At 37.5% G+C, this 22,437-nt stretch carries 21 protein-coding genes; 11 read left to right on the top strand and 10 right to left on the bottom strand.

The genetic code is table 11. The features are described 5' to 3' along the window. Positions 1–8: 8 nt before the first annotated feature. The 5 genes from RBH95_RS06285 (at position 9) to RBH95_RS06265 (ending at position 6,310) form a co-directional block, all read left to right on the top strand. Positions 9–1,151: an ABC transporter substrate-binding protein gene (locus tag RBH95_RS06285; protein WP_307901831.1), complete on the top strand. Its 1,143-nt coding sequence runs from the start codon at positions 9–11 to the stop codon at positions 1,149–1,151. Further along, positions 1,144–2,175, top strand: a complete 1,032-nt coding sequence (locus RBH95_RS06280; protein WP_307901830.1) for an iron ABC transporter permease — start codon at positions 1,144–1,146, stop codon at positions 2,173–2,175. Before RBH95_RS06285 ends, RBH95_RS06280 begins: the two co-directional genes overlap by 8 nt. Positions 2,176–2,188: 13 nt before the next feature. Continuing rightward, positions 2,189–2,983 carry an ABC transporter ATP-binding protein gene (locus RBH95_RS06275; RefSeq protein ID WP_307901829.1) on the top strand — a complete coding sequence of 265 codons (795 nt, stop codon included), beginning with the start codon at positions 2,189–2,191 and terminating at the stop codon, positions 2,981–2,983. Positions 2,984–3,114: 131 nt separating this feature from the next. Further along, positions 3,115–4,842, top strand: a complete 1,728-nt coding sequence (locus RBH95_RS06270; RefSeq protein ID WP_307901828.1) for a tetratricopeptide repeat protein — start codon at positions 3,115–3,117, stop codon at positions 4,840–4,842. A 79-nt stretch (positions 4,843–4,921) separates the two neighbouring features. Further along, on the top strand, positions 4,922–6,310 hold the full coding sequence (locus RBH95_RS06265; RefSeq protein ID WP_307901827.1) for a DNA recombination protein RmuC: 1,389 nt from the start codon (positions 4,922–4,924) through the stop codon (positions 6,308–6,310). A 73-nt stretch (positions 6,311–6,383) separates the two neighbouring features. On the opposite strand, the gene RBH95_RS06260 is transcribed toward RBH95_RS06265, so the two are convergent. The 3 genes from RBH95_RS06260 to rpmH form a co-directional block, all read right to left on the bottom strand. Next, complete coding sequence (locus RBH95_RS06260) at positions 6,384–6,683, bottom strand: T9SS type A sorting domain-containing protein (protein WP_307901826.1); 300 nt, start codon at positions 6,681–6,683, stop codon at positions 6,384–6,386. A gap of 165 nt (positions 6,684–6,848) precedes the next feature. Further along, positions 6,849–9,701 carry a carbamoyl-phosphate synthase large subunit gene (gene carB, locus RBH95_RS06255; protein WP_307901825.1) on the bottom strand — a complete coding sequence of 951 codons (2,853 nt, stop codon included), beginning with the start codon at positions 9,699–9,701 and terminating at the stop codon, positions 6,849–6,851. Positions 9,702–9,801: 100 nt separating this feature from the next. Continuing rightward, the gene (gene rpmH, locus RBH95_RS06250; protein ID WP_076663569.1) at positions 9,802–9,963 is read right to left on the bottom strand and encodes a 50S ribosomal protein L34; all 162 of its coding nucleotides are present in this window, start codon (positions 9,961–9,963) and stop codon (positions 9,802–9,804) included. A 166-nt stretch (positions 9,964–10,129) separates the two neighbouring features. On the opposite strand from rpmH, the gene RBH95_RS06245 reads away from it, so the two are divergent. Both RBH95_RS06245 and RBH95_RS06240 read left to right on the top strand, forming a co-directional pair. Next, the gene (locus tag RBH95_RS06245) at positions 10,130–10,693 is read left to right on the top strand and encodes a DUF2892 domain-containing protein (protein ID WP_307901824.1); all 564 of its coding nucleotides are present in this window, start codon (positions 10,130–10,132) and stop codon (positions 10,691–10,693) included. A 182-nt stretch (positions 10,694–10,875) separates the two neighbouring features. Beyond that, positions 10,876–11,556: a hypothetical protein gene (locus tag RBH95_RS06240; RefSeq protein ID WP_307901823.1), complete on the top strand. Its 681-nt coding sequence runs from the start codon at positions 10,876–10,878 to the stop codon at positions 11,554–11,556. 7 nt (positions 11,557–11,563) lie between these two features. Here RBH95_RS06240 and cls read toward each other — a convergent pair whose 3' ends face one another. From cls to RBH95_RS06225, 3 genes are read right to left on the bottom strand one after another with little or no spacing between them, the layout of a single operon-like run. Then, the gene (gene cls / locus RBH95_RS06235; RefSeq protein ID WP_307901822.1) at positions 11,564–13,024 is read right to left on the bottom strand and encodes a cardiolipin synthase; all 1,461 of its coding nucleotides are present in this window, start codon (positions 13,022–13,024) and stop codon (positions 11,564–11,566) included. After that, entirely contained in the window at positions 13,024–13,962 is a 939-nt protein-coding gene (locus RBH95_RS06230) for a lytic transglycosylase domain-containing protein (protein ID WP_307901821.1), read from the bottom strand. Before RBH95_RS06230 ends, cls begins: the two co-directional genes overlap by 1 nt. A 48-nt stretch (positions 13,963–14,010) precedes the next feature. Further along, positions 14,011–14,673, bottom strand: coding sequence for an alpha/beta fold hydrolase (locus RBH95_RS06225; protein WP_307902238.1), 663 nt, complete (start codon positions 14,671–14,673; stop codon positions 14,011–14,013). Between the two features lie 203 nt (positions 14,674–14,876). Here RBH95_RS06225 and RBH95_RS06220 point away from each other — a divergent pair, with 203 nt between their 5' ends. Next, a complete protein-coding gene (locus RBH95_RS06220) occupies positions 14,877–15,173 on the top strand; it encodes a GNAT family N-acetyltransferase (protein ID WP_307901820.1) in 297 nt (98 codons plus the stop codon). A 56-nt stretch (positions 15,174–15,229) separates the two neighbouring features. Here RBH95_RS06220 and RBH95_RS06215 read toward each other — a convergent pair whose 3' ends face one another. Beyond that, positions 15,230–15,748, bottom strand: a complete 519-nt coding sequence (locus RBH95_RS06215) for a hypothetical protein (RefSeq protein WP_307901819.1) — start codon at positions 15,746–15,748, stop codon at positions 15,230–15,232. Positions 15,749–15,850: 102 nt separating this feature from the next. Beyond that, complete coding sequence (gene mtaB, locus RBH95_RS06210) at positions 15,851–17,176, bottom strand: tRNA (N(6)-L-threonylcarbamoyladenosine(37)-C(2))-methylthiotransferase MtaB (protein ID WP_307901818.1); 1,326 nt, start codon at positions 17,174–17,176, stop codon at positions 15,851–15,853. Positions 17,177–17,507: 331 nt separating this feature from the next. Here mtaB and RBH95_RS06205 point away from each other — a divergent pair, with 331 nt between their 5' ends. After that, positions 17,508–19,100 (top strand): ABC transporter substrate-binding protein, encoded by a 1,593-nt coding sequence (locus RBH95_RS06205; RefSeq protein WP_307902237.1) that lies wholly within the window; start codon positions 17,508–17,510, stop codon positions 19,098–19,100. On the opposite strand, the gene RBH95_RS06200 is transcribed toward RBH95_RS06205, so the two are convergent. Both RBH95_RS06200 and RBH95_RS06195 read right to left on the bottom strand, forming a co-directional pair. Further along, positions 19,097–20,275 (bottom strand): GlmU family protein, encoded by a 1,179-nt coding sequence (locus RBH95_RS06200; protein ID WP_307901817.1) that lies wholly within the window; start codon positions 20,273–20,275, stop codon positions 19,097–19,099. The genes RBH95_RS06205 and RBH95_RS06200 overlap by 4 nt on opposite strands. A 151-nt stretch (positions 20,276–20,426) precedes the next feature. Next, positions 20,427–20,678, bottom strand: coding sequence for a type B 50S ribosomal protein L31 (locus RBH95_RS06195; RefSeq protein WP_307901816.1), 252 nt, complete (start codon positions 20,676–20,678; stop codon positions 20,427–20,429). A 160-nt stretch (positions 20,679–20,838) separates the two neighbouring features. Between RBH95_RS06195 and RBH95_RS06190 the strand changes: the two genes are divergently transcribed. Both RBH95_RS06190 and RBH95_RS06185 read left to right on the top strand, forming a co-directional pair. Next, positions 20,839–21,369, top strand: a complete 531-nt coding sequence (locus tag RBH95_RS06190; RefSeq protein WP_307901815.1) for a DUF4199 domain-containing protein — start codon at positions 20,839–20,841, stop codon at positions 21,367–21,369. A 43-nt stretch (positions 21,370–21,412) separates the two neighbouring features. Beyond that, complete coding sequence (locus tag RBH95_RS06185) at positions 21,413–22,360, top strand: glycosyltransferase family 2 protein (protein WP_307901814.1); 948 nt, start codon at positions 21,413–21,415, stop codon at positions 22,358–22,360. The last annotated feature ends 77 nt before the right edge of the window (positions 22,361–22,437 follow it).

The raw sequence follows: 22,437 nt of genomic DNA, 5'->3' as shown, positions 1-22,437 counted from the left end.
TGATACCTGTGAGACCTCTGTTTCTAATACTATTTTGTTTGGGCCTGTTTGGCTGTAAACACGACAAACAAACCATTCCCAACCAAAAAATGGATGGAAGCCGCTCGCAATTCAAATATGCCAAAGGGTTTTCAATTGTACACAACGAAAACTTCAAGGTACTCACCATTACAGATCCATGGCCCAACGCCAGTAAACAATACAGATATGCTTTAGTCCACAGAAATGTATTGCCCAGCATCACGTTTGATGCTAATTTATTTGATGCTATCATCCCTTTACCTATTGAGCGTATGGTAGTGACCTCTACTACTCATATTCCCGCTTTGGAGTTACTGGAAGAAGAAACTTCGCTAATTGGATTTCCTGGTACGGAATACATTTCTTCCCCTAAAACTCGAAAACTTATTGATGAAGGCAGCATTAGGGAACTGGGAAAAAACGAAAACCTAAACACCGAAATCTTATTGGAGCTACAGCCAGATGTGGTGATTGGCTTTGGCATTGACGGAAACAACAAAACCTTTGAAACTATCAAAAAAGCTGGTATTCCTGTTATTTACAATGGTGACTGGGTTGAAAGTTCTCCCTTAGCTAAAGCTGAATGGATTAAGTTTTTTGGAGTGCTCTACAATAAACAGAAAGCTGCTGATTCCATATTCAACCAAATAGAATCAGACTACCTCAAGGCGAAAGAACTTGCTGCCAACGTTAAACAGCAACCAAGTGTTTTAAGTGGTGCCATGTACAAGGATGTTTGGTATTTGCCAAGCGGAACAAGTCCGGAAGCGCAGTTACTGAATGACGCCAATGTTAATTATTTATGGAAGGACACCCAAAGTAGCGGTAGTCTTTCCTTAAGTTTTGAATCTGTATTTGCAAAAGGAAAATCGGCCGATATTTGGTTGAGCCCTTCCTACTACAATTCCTTTGAAGCTTTACAGGAGGCCAATCCCCATTACACGGAATTTGATGCCTTCATCAATAAAAAAGTATACTCTTTCGTAAATACAACTGGTCCAACCGGTGGTGTCACCTATTACGAATTGGGTACGGCAAGACCCGACCTTGTTTTGAAAGACCTTGTAAAAATATGTCACCCAGATTTGCTAGAAGACTATCAACCACATTTTTTCAAACCTCTTGAATAACACGCTCAAAACATATAACATTTCATTTACGCTGTTGGTATTGTTACTAGCTATTTCTTTTCTTGTAAACATTTCTTTAGGGTCGGTTTCTATTCCGCTAAAGGAGATTTTCAATAGCCTTTTTGGGACAATCGAAAATCAATCTTGGCAATACATCATCCTCAACTTTAGGCTACCCAAAGCCATTACTGCTATTCTGGTGGGATCTGGTTTAGGTATTTCCGGCTTATTGATGCAAACTCTATTTAGAAATCCTTTGGCAGGCCCCTTTGTATTAGGTATTAGCTCTGGGGCGAGTTTGGGAGTCGCCCTTGTTATATTAGGCGCAGGGACTTTTGGAGGCTTCCTCTCCACGTTTTTAATGTCTAAATGGAGTATTGTTATAGCGGCAAGTTTAGGTAGTTTACTGGTGCTTTTAGCTGTATTGGCTATGTCCATAAAAGTCCGGGATACTATGGCTATATTAATAATAGGATTGATGTTTGGGAGCATTACCTCGGCAGTTGTAAGTGTACTGTCCTATTTTAGTTCTGCAGAAAAATTACAACAGTATATCTTTTGGGGCTTCGGTAGTTTAGGAAATCTTTCGTGGCATGAACTATTGGTGTTCTTCTGTATTTACGCTTTGGGGTTACTATTAAGCGTTACTTCAATTAAAGCCTTAAACACTTTACTATTAGGCGAAAACTACGCCAAAAGTTTAGGACTAAATATTAAACAAAGTAGACTGGTCATCATTTTTGCTACAAGTCTTTTGGCAGGGACCATTACAGCCTTTGCAGGCCCTATAGCATTTATCGGACTAGCCATTCCACATATGGTTCGTCAGGTTTTCAACACTTCGAACCATAAAATATTATTGCCTGCCGTATTTTTGCTGGGAGCTATCGTCATGCTTATCTGCGATAGCATTGCTCAATTGCCCCATAGTGATTTTACGCTTCCAATTAATGCTATCACCTCTTTAATTGGAGCTCCTGTAGTCATTTGGCTGTTGGTGAGAAAACGAAAAATGATGTTTTAACAATACACAATAAGTGGCTTTAGATACGCAACATACCATTCTTTCTACAGAAAATCTTTCTATTGGGTACAGTTCCAAAAAGTCTCAGCATGTAGTAAGGTCTGGAGTCAATTTGGAATTGAAGCAAGGCCAGCTTATTGGCTTGGTTGGTGCCAATGGTATCGGGAAATCAACCCTATTAAGAACCCTCACCAAAGTTCAAAAGCCCTTAACTGGGCAAATTCTGCTCAACGGAAAAAATCTGTCTCATTACAGCCCTGTAGATTTAGCAAAAACCTTAAGTTTAGTGCTTACTGAAAAAATTGCTTCCAAAAATCTTTCTGTTTTTGAATTGGTAGCCCTAGGGCGACACCCCTATACCGATTGGATTGGCAACTTAAATGAAACCGATATTTCTATAGTCAATAAAAGTCTCTCTCAAATTAATATAGCGGACCTAAAAGACAAAAAGTGTTTTGAACTCAGTGATGGACAATTCCAAAAAGCCATGATTGCCAGGGCCCTTGCCCAAGACACCGATTTAATCATTCTGGATGAGCCCACCACACATTTGGACATGTACCACAAAGCCTATATTCTGAAGCTATTGCAAAGATTGGTAAAAGAAACCAAAAAGACCATTCTGTTTTCTTCTCATGAAATAGACTTAGCTATTCAGCTGTGTGACTCCATGATTGTCATGACCAATTCTGAGGTTACTTTGGACACTCCAAAAAACCTAATTTCTAAAGGTATCTTTAACGAACTCTTTCCTAAAGATTTAATTGTTTTTGATTTTGACACGGGCAGTTTTAAAGTGAAGAAATAAAAAACCTTTCATTATCGTCATAATTTCACTACATTTAGTAAACTATAAACCAACGTTTTAAATCTACCTTAAAAATTTTCACCTATTTGTTTGGATAAGTTCTTTGCATCTAATTTTTATCCTCAATAGTCATGAAAACTAAATTAATTTTGCTGGTATTGTCCTCACTTACCATCATTGTAACGTTTATTCATTTCAACAATACAGAAGAAGCATACAAGTACCCTGACCAAGTTGGCCTTAATGCCATTAGTTGTACGCCTGCTAATTTTATGTTGGAAGACATAGATTTTAGCAGTCAAATATCCCCACTTTTCGAAAACCTAGGAAATCATACCTACACCGTAAGCACCCAAAATGATATGGCCCAAAAATTTTTCAATCAAGGGCTACGTCTTACCTATGGTTTTAATCATGCTGAAGCACACAGATCTTTTATGGAGGCCTCTCGCCTTGATCCTGATTTGGCCATGGCCTATTGGGGACAAGCTTACGTTTTAGGCCCTAATATTAACGATCCAGCTCCTGATGATGACAGAAAAACCAAAGCCAATGAAGCCATTGCCAAAGCCTTAGAATTATCTGTTAACAGCACGCAAAAAGAACAAGACTTGATCAATGCCCTAAACCATCGCTATTCAACAAATCTCACAACGGATATCCAAGATCTTAATCTTGCTTACATGGAAGCCATGTCCAAGGTAGCCAACACCTACACCTCCGATTCTGATATACAAACTCTTTACGCAGCTTCAGTTATGAATACGGTTCCATGGAACTACTGGGATAAATCTGGTAAACCTTCGGCCAACATCCCTGAGGCCAAAGCCGCATTAGAAAAAGCCATAGAGCTAGACCCCAATAATCCTGGAGCGCACCATTATTATATTCATATGGTAGAATTACCAAAACCGGATCTAGCGGTTCCCAGCGCCGAAAAATTAGGTACACTAATGCCCTCGGCGGGACACCTTGTCCATATGCCCTCACATATTTACATTAGAGTTGGCCGATATAAGGATGCTGTAATAGCCAATCAAAAAGCAATTATAGCGGACGAGGATTATATTTCTCAATGTTATGCCCAAGGTATGTACCCTTTAGGGTATTATCCACATAACATTCACTTTCTATGGTCCGCTTCCAGTTTGTTAGGAGCAAGTGAAATCGCCATTGATGCCGCAAAAAAAACAGCCGAAAAAGTTCCTGTTGGGGAAATGAAAGACCTTCATTTCCTTCAAAATTTCGCGTCAACACCCCTGCTAGCCTACACAAGGTTTGGAAAATGGAATGATATTTTAACCACTCCAAAACCAAACTCTGAAATAAAACACCTTTCTCTAATTTGGCACTATACAAGAGGGATTGCTTTCATAAGAAAACACAATATTATTGAAGCTGAAGAGGAATTGGAGGCCATTTCCGTCCTGATCAAGGATCCAGACATGGAAACCAATCTAGCTACGGGGTTTGATTCTGGAACCACCATAGCAAAACTCGCTTACGAGGTTGTAGCAGGCGAATTGGAAGCAGAAAAAGGCAACTTAGACTCAGCTATCAGTCATCTAGAAAAAGCTGTAGAAATAGAAGATAATTTAGTCTACAATGAACCTTCCGAATGGCATATCCCGCCACGCCAAAACCTAGGAGCCGTTTTATTAAAGGCCGAACAATATGAAGAAGCCGAAAAAGTCTACAAACAAGACCTTGAAAATTTACGTCAAAATGGTTGGTCCTTGATCGGGCTTCATAAAAGTCTGCTAGCACAAGATAAAATTGAAGAGGCCCAAGCCATTTTAAATGAATTCAATCAAGCTTGGAGTGAGGCGGATATCAGAATTACCAGTTCAGTACTTTAGGTGGAGCATGATGATTTCTTCTTTCTCAAGATATATTCTTCCAACTAAACATTTATCTTTGGACAAACTTCAATTTTAAATGAGCGACAATCTAATACTTATTCTAGCCATGACTGGATCGGCTGGAGTTGGCACTTATATTGGTATGACCTTCACCAAACTGAAAAGCAAAGGGGAAAAAAGCACCTTGGAGGAACGCAATGCCAACCTTGCACAACAATTACAGGATTTCAAACTTTCTTCAGACACTGAACTCCAAAAGCAATCTGAGCAATATGGTATGCAACTCAATGAACTTAAGGGGATGGTTTCAAAAATTGAAGCCGAACGTGAGGACATTCGTCGTGAAAAAGAGTTTTTGAATACGGAATTGGCAAGACGGAACTCAGAGTACGAAAACCTTCAACAGCTCAACCAAAAACGTGAAGAAGAACTTGAAGAACGCCAACAACAACTCCGAAAAGATTTTGAGTTATTGGCTACTAAAATCCTTGATGAAAAATCGGAAAAGTTCACCATTCAGAATAAGGAAAACATCAAGAATATCTTGAATCCACTCCAAGAAAAAATTCAAGTGTTCGAGAAAAAGGTGGAGGACAGCCAAAAAGAAAGCATAAGTATGCATTCTGCCTTAAAAGAACAGTTGTTGGGCTTAAAGGACCTTAACCAACAAATGACCAAAGAAGCTACCAACCTTACAAAGGCCTTAAAAGGCGACAGTAAAATGCAAGGAAACTGGGGAGAATTGGTTTTGGAACGCGTCCTTGAAAAATCAGGTTTGGAAAAGGATCGGGAATATTTTGTCCAGCAAAATTTCACAATGGAAGACGGCAAAAGGGTGTTACCAGATGTGGTATTGCATCTACCGGACAACAAACGCATGATTATTGACAGTAAGGTATCTTTAACAGATTATGAGCGTTTTGTAAATGCAGATGAGGAACACCGCCCACAATTTTTAAAAGCCCACGTAAATTCTATCAGACGCCACGTAGATCAGCTTTCAGAGAAAAACTATCACGATTTATACGACATGGAATCTCCTGATTTCGTGCTGTTATTTATTCCTATTGAACCTGCCTTTGCCGTTGCCATAAATGATGACAATACACTTTACAATAAAGCCTTTGAAAAGAACATCGTTATTGTAACACCTTCTACTTTATTGGCCACGTTGAGAACGATAGACACGATGTGGAACAATGAAAAACAACAGCAAAACGCTATTGAAATTGCCAGACAGGCAGGTGCGCTATATGACAAATTTGAAGGTTTGGTAAAGGATTTAACTGGTGTTGGAAAAAAATTGGACGACGCCAAAAAAGACTACTCAGCCGCGATGAACAAATTAGTTGATGGACGTGGTAATTTAATTACAAGTGTTGAAAAATTGAAAAAATTGGGAGCAAAAGCCAAAAAAGCACTTCCCGAAGCAATTATTAAACGTGCCGATTCTGAAAATGAATAAATTATGTAGAAGATTCAAAACAAAAAAGCCACCTTTTCAGGTGGCTTTTATATTTATATAAAGTGATTATCTTTTATTGTTTAACAAACCTTCTGGTCTGTTTAAAAGTGTCTGTTGACACCTTAACAAGATACACACCACTATTCCATTTTGATACATCTATTGAAGCTGTTAAGGAATTCAATTCTTGGCTGTACACCTTTTTTCCTAGCACATCAAAAATACTCACTTGGGCATTTTGCAAGCCCTTTGGCAAGCGAATATTCAATTTTGTGGATGCTGGATTTGGGGAAATTGTAAACTCCAAATTGTCATCCTGAAGCGTGTTTAATAAAACTGTACTTTCAGACATTAACTCATTAGACACAGTCATTTCAAAATTGCTTCCATTATGTGCTTCAACACAATAAAACGTTAGTAGTGTGAGACATAATATTTTAAAACCTAGTAATTTTATCCTCATAATCTCATCCTATGTTAACACTAAATTACTAATTTTTTAAATACCCTCACTTACCTTTCATCGAAAAATGATGAATTATTTACTTAAGTACATCTTTCTTCTTGAATATAGATTGTAGAATTCATCATCCTTTAAACTATCTATAAACAAGATGCTTTCTCCTGTACTCTTCATCTCTGGCCCTAATTTTTTATTCACTTTCGGGAACTTGTTGAAAGAGAATACCGGCTGCTTGATCGCATATCCTTCCAATTGAGGATTGAAATCAAAATCTGTTACCTTTTTCTCTCCAAGCATCACTTTGGTAGCAAAATTCACATAAGGCTCGCCATAAGCCTTGGCAATAAATGGCACCGTACGAGAAGCTCTTGGGTTAGCCTCAATGATGTATACTGTATCATCTTTAATAGCAAACTGAATGTTGATCAATCCAACCGTGTTCAATGCCAAAGCAATCTTTTTAGTATGATCCTTGATTTGCTGCATTACAAACTCACCAAGGTTGAATGGTGGCAAGGTAGCGTTACTATCCCCAGAGTGGATTCCACAGGGTTCAATATGCTCCATGATACCAATGATGTATACATTTTCACCGTCGCAAATGGCATCTGCTTCAGCTTCGATTGCTCCATCTAGATAGTGATCCAACAACAGCTTGTTATCTGGCATGGTGCGTAATAAATCCACTACATGCTCTTCCAACTCATTTCTGTTGATAACAATCTTCATTCCCTGTCCACCCAATACATAAGACGGTCTCACCAAGATTGGAAAATCCAATACATCAGAAATTGCCAAGGCCTCATCTGCTGTGGTAGCCACGTCAAATTGTGGATAAGGAATGTTGTTTTCTTTCAATAAGGTTGAGAAACTACCTCTATCTTCAGCTAAATCTAAAGACTGGAAGCTTGTTCCTATAATTTTGATACCGTAACGGTCTAATTTCTCTGCCAATTTCAAGGCCGTTTGACCGCCTAGCTGAACAATTACACCTTCTGGTTTTTCATGCTTAATGATGTCGTAAATATGCTCCCAGAATACTGGCTCAAAATATAATTTGTCTGCAATATCGAAATCTGTTGAAACCGTTTCAGGGTTGCAGTTGATCATGATGGTTTCGTAACCACACTCGGCACTTGCCAAAACACCATGCACACAACAGTAATCAAACTCAATCCCTTGTCCAATTCTGTTTGGTCCAGATCCTAATACGATAATTTTCTTCTTATCCGAAACTACACTTTCATTTTCTGAATAAACGTTTCCATCGGCAGTTTCTACACTATTCTCAAAAGTTGAGTAGTAATAAGGTGTTTGCGCTTTAAACTCTGCAGCACAAGTATCAACCAACTTGTACACTCGTTTGATATTAAGTTCTTCTCTACGGCTGTGTACCTGACTCTCCAAACAGTTCAACATGTGTGCTATTTGGCGGTCTCCATATCCTTTTTGCTTAGCCTCAAGAAGCAAGTCTCTTTCAATGGTATCAATACTGTAATTAGAGATTTCTTTTTCTAGGTGGTAAAGCTCTTCATATTGCTTTAAGAACCACATGTCAATTTTAGTAATTTCGTGAATTCTACTCAATGGGATACCCAACTGAATAGCATCGTAAATTACAAATACACGGTCCCAACTAGCATGTGTAAGCTTGTCGATGATTTGGTCGTAGTTTTTATAGCCTTTTCCATCGGCTCCCAAACCATTTCTCTTGATTTCCAATGATTGGGTCGCTTTATGAAGTGCTTCTTGGAATGAACGTCCAATGGCCATTACCTCTCCTACAGCTTTCATCTGTAATCCTAAGGTACGGTCGCTTCCTTCAAATTTATCAAAGTTCCAACGCGGAATCTTAACCACTACATAATCCAAAGTAGGTTCGAATAATGCTGAAGTTGACTTTGTAATCTGGTTACTCAATTCATCTAAGGTATAACCAATTGCCAACTTAGAAGCTACTTTAGCGATAGGATATCCAGTTGCTTTACTAGCCAAAGCCGATGAGCGAGATACACGAGGGTTAATCTCGATTGCAATAATATCCTCTTTATCATCTGGACTTACAGCAAACTGTACATTACATCCTCCAGCAAAATCTCCAATACTTCGCATCATATGGATAGCCATATCTCTCATGCGTTGGAATGCCGTATCTGATAATGTCATGGCTGGAGCTACCGTGATAGAATCTCCTGTATGGATTCCCATTGGATCCATATTTTCAATAGTACAGATAATAACAACATTGTCATTTTTATCGCGCAACAACTCCAACTCGTACTCTTTCCAACCTAATAAGGCTTTGTCAATCATCACCTCATGGATAGGTGAAATTTCAAGTCCGCGACTTAACAACTCATCAAAATCTGCTTCATCATGGACAATAGCGGCTCCTGCTCCACCTAATGTAAACGACGAGCGAATACATAATGGGAATCCAAACTCTTGCGCTATTTCCTTTCCTTTTAAAAATGAAGTTGCCGTAGCTTGGGGTGCCATTGGCACTCCAATTTTAGTCATTAAATCTCTAAACTGCTCTCTATCCTCCGTGATATTGATGGCATCGATATCCACCCCGATCAATTCCACGTTGTATTCTTCCCAAATTCCTTTTTCATCGGCCTCAATACATAAGTTCAATGCAGTCTGCCCTCCCATGGTTGGCAATACGGCATCAATTTGAGGGTGCTCCTCCAAAATCTTAATAATTGATTTTGTAGTTAACGGCAATAGGTACACGTGATCCGCCATGGCAGGATCGGTCATAATGGTTGCCGGGTTCGAATTAATCAAAATCGTTTCTATTCCATCCTCTCTTAGAGATCTAAGCGCCTGCGATCCAGAATAATCAAATTCACATGCTTGACCAATAATGATTGGTCCCGATCCTATGAGAAGTACAGAATTTATGTTTTTATTTTTTGGCATTTTTATGAGAGAATAAATTATTTACAAAAATAGTTATCAAAATGATATAAAAAAAGGCGTTACCTAAGCAACACCTTAATATATTAACAATTGTCAATCATTATTTCTTATGTCTTGGTTCAGACGATACAGACAATTTCTTTCTTCCTTTAGCTCTTCTACGAGCAAGTACCTTTCTGCCATTAGCAGAAGCCATTCTTTCTCTGAAACCGTGTTTGTTTCTTCTCTTTCTTTTTGACGGTTGAAACGTTCTTTTACTCATTGTCTTATATCTTTAAAATCTTCTTTGCTTATTACTGTAACTAAGTTTTATAGCCGTTCTAAAAACTGCGTGCAAATATACAAAGACTTTTTACTCTAGCAAACCAAAAGCAAAAAATATTTTCAATACTTTTTATTAACTTTGCAGACTTAAATTTTATTAGGTAATGTACAACAAAAATATCAAACTAGTCATAGCTGCCTTAATATTTGGTTATGCCATCTATCAATTCACTGAAAGTTATATAGGAAATGGCATTATGCTTATCCTACTTTCCTTGGTGTTTGTATTCTTTTACTTTAAGAATGAGTTCATACTATTAGCCTTTCTTAAATTAAGAAAACAAGATTTTGAAGGCGCTAAGAAATGGCTAAGTAAAATTAAAAATCCATCCAGTGCCTTAGTAAAAAAACAAGAAGGTTATTACAATTATCTGCACGGGATCATGGTTTCTCAAACCAATATGAACGAAGCTGAGAAATTTTTCAAAAAGGCAGTATCCCTTGGGTTGGCAATGGATCATGATCTGGCTATGGCCAAATTGAATTTGGCAGGTATTGCATTTAGTAAACGAAGACCCCAGGAAGCTAAAATTCTTCTTGGTGAAGCGCAAAAATTGGACAAACGCGGTATGTTGACAGACCAGATAAAAATGATGAAAGACAGCATGAAGAAAGCTCAAATGCCGAACCAACACTACGGCTCCATGCGACACGGAAGAAGGCGTTAGGATTTTACATCCAAACCTTATAAAAGTAATAAAGCACTGTATTTACAGTGCTTTTTTTGTTCTTAATAATTTATAAATCGTTAAATAACAATAAGTTTAAACGAATAACCTTTGGATTTATTGTATGGTTTTGTAACTTTAGGTAACTGCTCATTAATAAAATATTGTTACATATGCTTAGAATGTTTACAATATTACTGTTTGCCTCTACTTTTTTAGCCTACTCCCAGGATAATAAAGTCTACTTCAACGACGCCCTTTCCCAACATTTGAAACCCTATGTAAAAAAGAGTAATCTAGCATTTGAAAACAAGGATTATGAATTGGCTGAAATACTCTTTGACTCTCTTTTGGCAAACCATCTACTAAATACTTTTATCCCCAACCTTAAGCTACCAAAGGTTTCTGGCGGAAACTTGGAAACAGATGATATTAAAAATCCTTTCCTCTTAATTACCAAAACTACTTGGGATTTCCCCGTTGAAAAAGAAATAGAAGCCATTAACACCATTGCAGAAGCCTACAGAGACCAAGTTGAAATTATTGTACTGTATTGGGGTACTAAAAAAAATGTAAAGAAAATTACAGGCAACTACAATAGATATGTAACCATCACCTACATTGACGAAACCGAAAACCTATCCAACAGTATTATAAAAACCTATAAACACTCGTTTGGGGCACCTGCCTGTTTCTTTGTTTCCAGCACCAAACAGCTCATGGCTTTGGATAAAAAATTCTCTTTATTTTCTTTTGATATGGACCAGACCAAACAAGCCTATGCCTACACCGAAAACCATATCAAAGAACTTATTTTCCTATTTGAAGAATTCAAGAAAAGCCTCTTAACAGATAGACAATAACCATCATTTACAGAAGCGGAGACCATAGCCTGCAGTAAGATTCCTTTACCCTTTGATGAAATGGCCTGGATTTCCATCTTTCAAAATCAACCCGTTCCGCATCCTTTAAATCTTTCATAAATTGATTTTCCAACAGCGTACTAAATTCGTTATTATAGATAAGTGCATTAATTTCAAAATTGATATTAAAACTCCTGTAATCCATGTTAGAAGTCCCTATGGATGAAAACACACCATCTACGGTAATTGTTTTGGCGTGGATAATCCCTTTTGTATAACGATATACCTTAACATCGGCCTCCAACAAGCTTTCCAAATAAGAGTTACTGGCATATTTGGCGGTCCAAGAATCAGATATCTTGGGAATCAAAAGCCTTACATCCACACCACTTTTGGCTGCTACCTGTAAAGCTGTAATAATTTGTTCGTTGGGAATAAAATACGGCGTTGTGATATACACGTATTTATCAGCCGTATTTATAGCTGTAAAAATAGCTTCCATAATATTGGCCCAATCTGTATCTGGCCCACTGGCAGCAATCTGAACGGCAACATGTCCAGGAGTCGCTATCGATTCCGGAAATAGATTTTTCGATACCTTAAACGATTGTCCCGATACAAACTCCCAATTTGTCAAAAAATGTACCTGTAAGGGCTTTACAGCCGCTCCTGTTATTTTAACGTGAGTATCCCTCCAGAAATGTTTATTCTTCTTCCTTTTGTTCAAATAATTGTCTGCAATATTAATTCCCCCAAGATACCCCACTTTACCATCAATAATTGCTATTTTCCGGTGATCCCTATAGTTCATCTTACTTGTAAACTTCTTGAAAAGCACAGGCATAAAGGGATGGAATTCCACCCCACTATTACTCAATTTGTTTCGGGTGGCATTGGACAGTTTACTTCCAACAGAATCAAAACTAAACCGCACCGCTACACCTTCCAAAGCTTTTTTACATAGAATATCAATAATTTCTGAACCAATATCATCATCAATAAAAATGTAATATTCTAAATGGATATGATCCTTTGCTCTTTTTAAATCTTCCAACAAGCAGTCAAAGGTCTCATCTCCATTAATAAGGAGTTCTACATCGTTATGCAGGGTTAATGGTGAATTTTCACTCTTCTTTAAAAGATTGACCAATTTTATCTTATCCCCCAAAAAATCATCTAGCTTGGCCATTTGCCTGAAATCCAACTCAAAATCCCTTTGAAGCGATTTGATAATCTTTTGGTTGAGAATATGTTTTCTGTTGAATATTTTATTCTTACGATACTCCTGTCCAAAAAAGTAATACACAATCAATCCCAAAAATGGAAAAAAAACCAAAGTCAAAATATATGAGATGGTTTTAGTAGGATTGATATTTTTAGACAAAATTGTGGCAGCTGCTGAAGCTGCCAAAAGATAGTTAAATACTAAAATTATTGTCCAAAAATTACTTTTTACAAATTCTATCATTAAGGTTTCGACGTCTGGTAATAGCCATCCTTAGGGATTTCTATAAAATATTCTTTTCTAGACTTGTTATTTAAATGTGGTTCCCTAAGCCAAGGGTTGTGAATTTTCAAGATCTTGTAATTGATTCCAAAATCCTTTGCGAATTTTGAAAAATCAGTTACTGCAGTATCCACTTTTACCTTATAAGTTGGAACTTGAGTATAAAGATCTGTTTGCTTAAAGTTGAAGCCATATTTACTTGGGTGGTTTAAAATTTCTTTCAATGCCACTATCCTAAACAAATAGCGCCCAGTTTCCTCTCCCAAAAGCAAATCGTAATAATCAGTCACGCCTTGCTCTTCCAATCTTCTGGAAACCCCATTGATACCCGCATTATAAGCTGCTGCCGCTAGGGTCCATGTACCAAATTGTTCTTTCGCCTCCAAAAGGTACTTACAGGCCACCTCCGTTGCCATTTCAAGGTGATAACGCTCGTCAACATTATCATTTACTTCCAATCCGTTTTCTCTCCCGGTCGCTTGCATAATTTGCCAAACACCTCTGGCTCCAGCCGGAGACACAGCATTGGTCAAGCCACTTTCAATTACTGCCAAATATTTAAAATCGTCCGGAACACCATTCTTTTTTAAAATAGGTTCAATTACAGGAAAGTATTTATGTGCGCGTTTAAACAGCAGCAATCCATTAGATTGCCAATAGGTATTCACTAATAGCTCCCTATCCATCCGTTCATAGATATCGGGATTCTCCAAAGGTACCAATTCACCAGCAAAATTTAAGTTTTCCGGCACACTCAAGGCATAGACATTATAGTCGTTGATGTAATGAGTAGGCTCTGTTAAAAGGTTATCTGAATTTGATTTTTGTGTTGCGAAAATAAATAGCCCAGACACACAAATTAAACCTAAACCTGCTAAAATATTTTTCAAAGTCTTCATAATCCTGTTTTTATATAAATTTATTAAAAATCCCTCATTCTTTGCTCGTTAACTCAAAATTAGTTGAGGCAAATGTTCATTAAACCAACGATATCTGTTCACAATCATTATGTGGGTACCTCCTTTCACTACAATACAATTACCCCCACAGGAATGTGGAAATATCCCATCTTTGTCGCCATGGATATAAATAGCATTAGGGTGGGCTTCCTTCTGGTCCCAAGATATTACTTGTTTAATCGCCCAATCCCAATACTGCTTATCCGTAACCGATAGATACTTTTTATACAACTCTACTCGTTTGGACATTGTTTTACCCACCGCATATTTACTTAAGGTCTCAACATGTTTGACCAATTGTGTAGGCAATAATTTGTAAGCATTTGTAAATTTTGCCATTTTCATGCGTTTAGGTAACTCATAGCTACCCTTAACGCTGGAAACCACAATTAATTTCCTTACCGGTATAAACTTACTCATTTCCTGAACCAAAATACCACCAAAAGAAACGCCTAAAAGCACCACATTTGTATGTTTAATTTTAGCAGCCATGCGCTGCGCATAATGAGATAGGCTTTCATCATCTTCTGGCATTATCCATTCTAGCCAGTGGATTTCAAATTGTTCTTCAGGCAATTTAATATGTTCAAAAATTGTTGGATTTGCTGCCATGCCCGGCATCATGTAAACGTGTATAATCTCCTCGCTCATTCCTTGTAATTCCAATCTCAAGAGTTCAACAATAAAACCTGGTTGCAAACCAAAAACGCCCCTAAAAAACCTAAAGTTTTATCTACTAAACACTTAACCTTTACAGGGCTTTAATATATGTAATAAATTTTGTAAATTTGCACTGCAAAACTACAGAAATGTTTTTTTGTTTCCCCACTGACCCTTAAAATAAATAATTAACTATGATTGATGCAGCTGAATTAATTGACAACGATTTTTTACGTCAATACGAACTAAAAATCGACAACGAACTTGCTAAAATTGAGTATTCGCTTCAAGACCGTAAAATTTTTCTAACCAAGCTTATTATTCCAGAAACTGTGGAGTCTGATAAGTTTGCTGAGGATTTTTTAAAGTTGGTTTTCGCGGACATTCAGGACCGAAATATTAGTGTAGTTCCAACTAGTCCAGAAATAGCAAAGTTCATAAGAAGACACAGACAATATAAAAAAATGCTACCGGTAGGTATCAGGATATAATAAAAAAACCGAAGTCTTAATACAAGGCTTCGGTTTTTTGTTTGTGAGTTTCTTCTTTACTGTTTGGTGTACACTTTAGTCAAATCTTTTGTCGCCACCACTTCAGATAGATTTGTATTATATATTTCTATCGCATTTTCATACACTATGGTCAGTGTGTTTTCTCCAATTGTTGCCGCAGTATTTTCTCCTATCTGAACATTGCCATTTGCAGTATTATAGACATAATCTGTTGCAAAACCTATAACTCCTTCGGCACATTCAACTTCTACCTCATAGGAAACCTCTTCTTCCCCATCCAGCTCTGAAATCATGACTGTTGGGTTGAATGTGTTTTCAGAGGCCACAATGCCATTACTTTCGAACTTCAAAAGCTCATTATTTGCACAAGTCGTTTCTTTGAGAAGATTGACATTTTCAACACCATCATTATTCAAGTCCATTGATACATCCGCACTCCAAGAAGTCAATTTCCATTCACCAACCAAGGCATTCTTAGAAGCGTTATTATCAGAACACCCCTCAAAGCCTATTATTGCACAAATCATAGAAAGCCCAGCTACTAATCGTTTCATCCAGTTAAAAACAGTTTAAAATTTCTAAATTACCGCTGAAAAACTTCCGAGATTAAAAAAATGGATGAACAGTGAGAAAAACAGTTAAAATGAAGCTTCAACTTAAACAACCAAAGCCTTCACAAACTCAAACCGCACAATCCCATCCTCTCCTATGGCAGTTAAATTTACCTCATGAAGCGTATTAACCAACTCTGGATTCCAAGGCGCCTTCACTTTCACATAGTTTTCTGTAAAACCATGAATATAACCTTCCTTGTTTTCGCTTTCAAACAAAACTGTTCTGTTCGTGCCTATTTGACTTTCATAAAAAGCGCGTCTCTTTTTAACCGAAAGCCCTCTTAACATTTTACTTCGCTTACTTCTCACATTTTTAGGCACCACACCTTCCATTAAAGCGGCTTCTGTGTTGTCACGTTCAGAATAGGTAAAAACGTGTAGATACGAAATATCCAATTCATTCAAAAAATTGTATGTTTCCAAAAAGTGTTCGTCTGTCTCCCCTGGGAACCCCACAATAACATCCACACCAATACAGGCATGCGGCATCACCTCTTTGATTTTATCAACCCTATCCACATACAACTCTCGCATATAGCGACGTTTCATCTTTTTAAGAATATCATTGCTCCCACTTTGCAATGGCACATGAAAATGAGGCACAAAGGCTCTGGATTTTGACACCAGTTCAATGGTTTCATTTTTTAGAAGATTTGGCTCAATGGAAGATATGCGCAAGCGCTCAATTCCGTCAACTTGATCCAATTGGGTTACCAAATCTAAAAATGTATGTTCATGACGCTTGTTTCCAAATTCCCCTTTACCATAATCACCAATATTTACACCAGTTAAAACAATTTCCTTTATATTTTTATCAGAAATTTCCTTAGCATTTTTCAGAACGTTGTCCATGGTATCACTTCTGGAAATACCACGAGCCAAAGGAATGGTACAATAGGTACACTTATAATCACATCCATCCTGTACTTTAAGGAACGCTCGTGTTCTATCACCAATGGAATAACTCCCTACATAAAAATCGGCCTCCTCAATTTCACAGGAATGTACTTCTCCAAAATCATTTTTGCTCAAGTCATTCAAATAGTCCGTGATTTTAAATTTTTCCGTCGCTCCCAAAACTAAATCTACCCCATCTACATCGGCCAGTTCCTGAGGTTTTAATTGGGCATAACACCCTACAGCTGCAACAAACGCATCTGGATTTACTTTTTGAGTTTGCTTTACAATACTTTTAAAACGCTTATCGGCATTTTCTGTAACCGAACACGTGTTGATTACATAGATATCTGCCTTTTCCGAAAAATCAACGCGATCAAATCCTTCGTCCGAAAAACTTCTGGCGATGGTGGAGGTTTCCGAAAAATTAAGCTTGCATCCTAAGGTGTAAAAAGCGACTTTTTTGTTCATTATCCTAAACTATTGAAAAGGAGTGCAAAAATACAAAAAAAGAGCGCTTAATCTAACCTAGAGCACTCTTTTTTAAGTCTTTGAAAACAAAAGCTTTATTGCACTAAACCACTTTAAGTTTCAATACCTAAAAATCTTTTATCTTCTCAAATAATTTAAACAAATCCATAAAATTTCAATGATATAACTAGGCGTAAAGTTTGAACAAAAAGTCAAGACAAAGTAATATGTAGCATACCTTCAAGACAAGAAAAGCCCTTGTAGTTTTTTTTCATACTTTTAAATTTTGAGATTTACCACAAAACCAAATACGCATTATCAGTATTCGCAAATGAAGTTTCATCCTATTTATTGTTTATTCCTTTTACCCCTATTGTTTGATTGCCAGAACAAAGAGAGCAACACCCATTTAGTTTTCCGCTATAATGAAAGTAATATTATTGGCTCATTAGATCCGGCATTTTCGAGAAATGTGGGAGAAAATTGGCTGGCAAATCAACTCTTCAATGGCCTGGTACAAACAGATGACAGTTTAAATATTACACCATGTATTGCTGAAACCTGGCACATTTCAGAAGATGGTTTGACCTACACTTTTACTCTAAGAAACGATATCTACTTTCATAAAAGCCCTCTTTTTGGCAAGGATTCTACAAGAACTGTTATTGCCAAAGACTTTGTTTATAGTTTCAATAGACTTCGGGATAAATCAATAGCGTCACCTGGAAGTTGGGTTTTAAATAAGGTCAATGACTTTACAGCCATTAACGATACTACTTTCCAAGTTCAACTTCATACTAGATTTCCCGCTTTTTTGGGACTTACGACCATGAAATACTGTTCTGTGGTGCCACATGAAGTCGTAGATCATTATGGTAACGAGTTCAGGTCTCACCCTATTGGTACAGGCCCCTTTTCATTTAAACGCTGGGAGGAAAATATCAAATTGGTTTTAAGGCGTAATGATGCCTATTTTGAATATGATGACAACGGAAACCAACTCCCTTATCTAGAAGCTGTTTCCGCAACTTTTCTTCCAGACAAACAAAGTGAGTTTTTACAGTTTGCACAGGGCAAACTCGATTTCTTAAACAGTCTGGATGCCTCGTACAAAGACGAAATACTCACTGCCAAAGGCGAATTAAGGTCCAATTACGCCCAAAAAGTCAATATGCTTAGAGGCCCTTATTTAAACACGGAGTATTTAGGCTTTTATCTTGATGCAGACATTCCAGAAATACAATCTGAAACTTTAAGAAAAGCTGTAAACTATGGTTTCGACAGAACCAAAATGATGATCTACTTACGAAATGGGGTGGGCGTGCCAGCACACGGCGGGATGATTCCCAAAGGACTTCCTGGCTACAAAGGAGATATCGGTTTCTCATATCAACCAGAAAAAGCCAAACAATTGGTAGAGCAGTTCAAAAAAGAGACCAACATCCAAACCCCGGAAATCACCATATCCACAACTAGTAACTATTTAAACTTTTGCGAATACATTCAAAGGGAATTAGGCAAGATTGGTATTTTGGCTAATGTGGATGTGTTGCCCTCTGCAACCTTAAGGGACGCCAGAAACAACGGGAAATTAGGCCTATTTAGAGCCTCATGGGTCGCCGACTATCTAGATGCTGAAAATTATCTGAGTTTATTCTACAGCAAAACCTTATCTCCAAACGGCTCCAACTACACACACTTTAAAAGCACTGCTTTTGACAGCCTTTACAATGCGTCCTTTGCCATCAACGATATTGAAAAACGTAAAATACTTTACACCCAAATGGACAGCTTGGTAATGCAACAAGCGCCCATTATTCCATTATATTATGACGAAGTCATTAGGTTTACACAAAAGAATGTTTCAGGATTAGGCATTAACCCTGTAAACCAATTGGATTTAAGAACAGTTAAAAAGAATTAAAATGATTTTCGGTACTTCTGGGTCAATTCAAATACGTGTTCCATAATGGCCGCATCTTGCTCCGTAAATTCAATATTACGTCTTGACATCACTACTTTAGCCACCTCAAAAGCCTTTTTGGTCAAAAAAGTTGTAAACCCCGAACTTCCTCCCCAAGCAAAACTTGGAATGAAATTTCTTGGGTAACCACTACCAAAAACATTGGCACTCACCCCAACAACCGTTCCCGTATTAAACATGGTATTGATACCAGACTTACTATGATCCCCCATCATCAACCCACAAAACTGTAAGCCTGTTCTAGCAAAGCCTTCAGTTTCATAATTCCAAAGACGGACTTCGGCATAGTTATTTTTTAGATTGGAATTATTGGTATCGGCGCCTAGATTACACCATTCTCCTAACACCGAATTCCCTAAAAATCCATCATGTCCCTTATTGGAATAGGCAAATAGCACCGAATTATTGATTTCCCCTCCAACTTTGCTATAGGGTCCAACTGTGGTAGGTCCGTAAATCTTAGCGCCCATTTTTACGGTGGCACCTTCACATAAGGCAAATGGCCCGCGGATGATAGAACCTTCCATAATCTCGGCATCCTTTCCAATATAAATTGGCCCATTGGTAGCATTTAGGGTTACAAATTCCAATTTGGCACCTTCCTCAATAAAAATTCTATTGGCATGAATGGTATTGTTTGAAGACGGGATTGGCTGAGATTCCTTTCCTTTGGTCAACAATTCAAAATCTTCGGAAATAGCTTCTCCGTTTTTAGCAAAAATATCCCAAGTATGTTCTATTTTCAAAACGTCATCTTCAAACTCAATGGCTTCATAGATTTCAAAATCCACTTCTTCCTGGGTATCTGTGGTAAAAAATGCCAACACATCTTCATCTTTAAAAATGGCTTGGTTCTCTTTCAAGCTTTTCACCATCTCAATCAACTCCGCATTGGGCAAATAGGACGCGTTGATCATGACGTTCTCCTCTATTTCAACCATAGGAAATTTCTCCGAAAGATATTCTTCTGTCAAAGTTGTGGTGGTATAGCCCAAAAATGTTTCCCATTTTTCACGAATGGTTAAAATTCCAACCCGAATATCGGCCACTGGACGCGTATAGGTAAATGGCAACAAATTGTTACGAGAGGGACCATCAAAAAGAATATAGTTCATTTGGAATGAGTTAAAGATTAAAATAAGGACAAGCCTCTATTTCCTAAGAAACTTGAGCTATAGCCATGTCAAAAATACCATATTTACCCAAAACAAAAAAGCCCTTGGGACGTTTCCCAAAGGCTTTGAATGTATATTAAGACGCTTTAAATTACTTTTTGAATTTAGCGTATTTGTTTTTGAATTTATCAATACGTCCAGCGGTATCAACCAATTTGGATTTACCAGTATAAAATGGGTGAGACGTTCTTGAAATCTCTAACTTAACCAATGGATACTCAACCCCATCCACTTCTAAAGTTTCGTTAGTAACTGCCGTTGACTTTGTTAAAAATACGTCCTCGTTAGACATATCTTTAAACGCTACAAGTCTATAATTTTCTGGATGTATACCTTTTTTCATCGCTAAAGCTATTTTATCGTTTCATTTTTTCGAGCTGCAAATTTAAGCATTTTTTACTTATGTACAATGTTTTTTTCAATTTTATTGCAGTAAATTTATGTAACGTTTTAGTATCTTTGATTACTAACCCTAGTGTAACCTAAAAATAATCATCATTACAATGGAAAAATCTATCAAGTCCTCAGCTCTTAATTATGGGCTTTACCTTGGCGCAACACTTGTCCTAGTAACTGTACTCTCTTATGCCATTAATCTAGAATTATTAACCAAATGGTGGCTTGGAATTATCCTTTTCTTGGTAATTCTTGTCTTTGGAATTGTCTCTACTGCAAGATCTAAAGGCTTATTAAAAGGGTTTATCTCGTTTAAAGAAGCTTTCTCATCCTATTTCATAACAATTGCCGTAGGGTTTATAATTAGTACCCTTGTTAGTATTGTACTCTTTAATGTTATTGATCCGGAAGCTTCTGAAATCCTCAAGGAAAATGTTATGGAAAGCTCTCGACAAATGATGGAAAATTTTGGAGCTCCACAATCTGAAATTGATAAAGCAATGGTACAAATGGAAGGCGAAAATCAATTTGCAATGGGTAACCAATTAAAATCGGTAGCATTTCAATTGGTATTCTATTCAATCATCGGACTTATTGTAGCATTGGCCATGAAGCGCAATGATCCTAACGCAGCTTAAATAATTTCTTTACTTTTGGACGTAGAATTTTGAAATACACTCCATGGATATATCAGTAGTTATACCACTACTTAACGAACAAGAGTCTTTAACAGAACTTCATAATTGGATTGCACGCGTTATGCAATCCAATCATTTTTCATATGAAATCCTTTTTATCGACGATGGTAGTACAGACCAATCCTGGCAAACCATTGTTGGTCTCTCAAAAAAAGATCCTAATGTAAAAGGAATCCGTTTTTTGAAGAATTTTGGCAAATCACAGGCGCTTCATGCAGGCTTTTCCAAAGCTGAAGGAAATGTGATCATTACCATGGATGCCGACCTGCAAGACAATCCTGAGGAGATTCCTGAACTTTACCAAATGATTGTTCAGGACCAATTTGATATGGTTTCTGGATGGAAAAAAAAGCGTTACGATTCTGTCCTTACCAAAAACATGCCCTCCAAACTCTTTAATTGGGCGGCAAGAAAAACCTCTGGTGTCAGCTTAAATGATTTTAATTGCGGCTTGAAAGCCTACAACAAAGACGTTGTAAAAAACATCGATGTTAAGGGCGAAATGCACCGGTACATACCAGTCTTGGCAAAAAACGCCGGTTTTCTGAAAATTGGCGAAAAAGTGGTGCAGCACCAAGCTAGAAAATACGGCACCACCAAATTTGGAATGGACCGCTTTATCCACGGATTTCTAGACTTGATTACCATATGGTTCATTTCTAGATTTGCGCGGCGCCCAATGCACCTTTTTGGCGCTCTAGGGGTGATCATGGTAGCCATTGGTTTTGTCTTTGCACTTTATTTGGGTATCGACAAACTCTTTATCCACCCGCAAGGCAGATTGATTACCGAACGTCCTCAATTTTACATCTCCCTAACCACCATGATTATGGGAGCCCAATTTTTTGTCGCTGGCTTTTTAGGAGAAACCATCCTTCAAACTAAAGAAGATAAAAAACGCTATTTAATTAAAAGCGAACTCAACCTATAGAAAGAAAGCAATTTAACTTTCTAAAAACCATTTCATCAACTCAAAAGCATCTCATAAAATGTATGAAATGCTTATTT

Origin of the sequence: Mangrovimonas sp. YM274 (assembly GCF_030908385.1) — a bacterium.
Lineage (GTDB): Bacteria > Bacteroidota > Bacteroidia > Flavobacteriales > Flavobacteriaceae > Mangrovimonas_A.
Note: the sequence above shows the minus strand (reverse complement) of the source record. Positions and strands in the feature narration are given on the sequence as shown.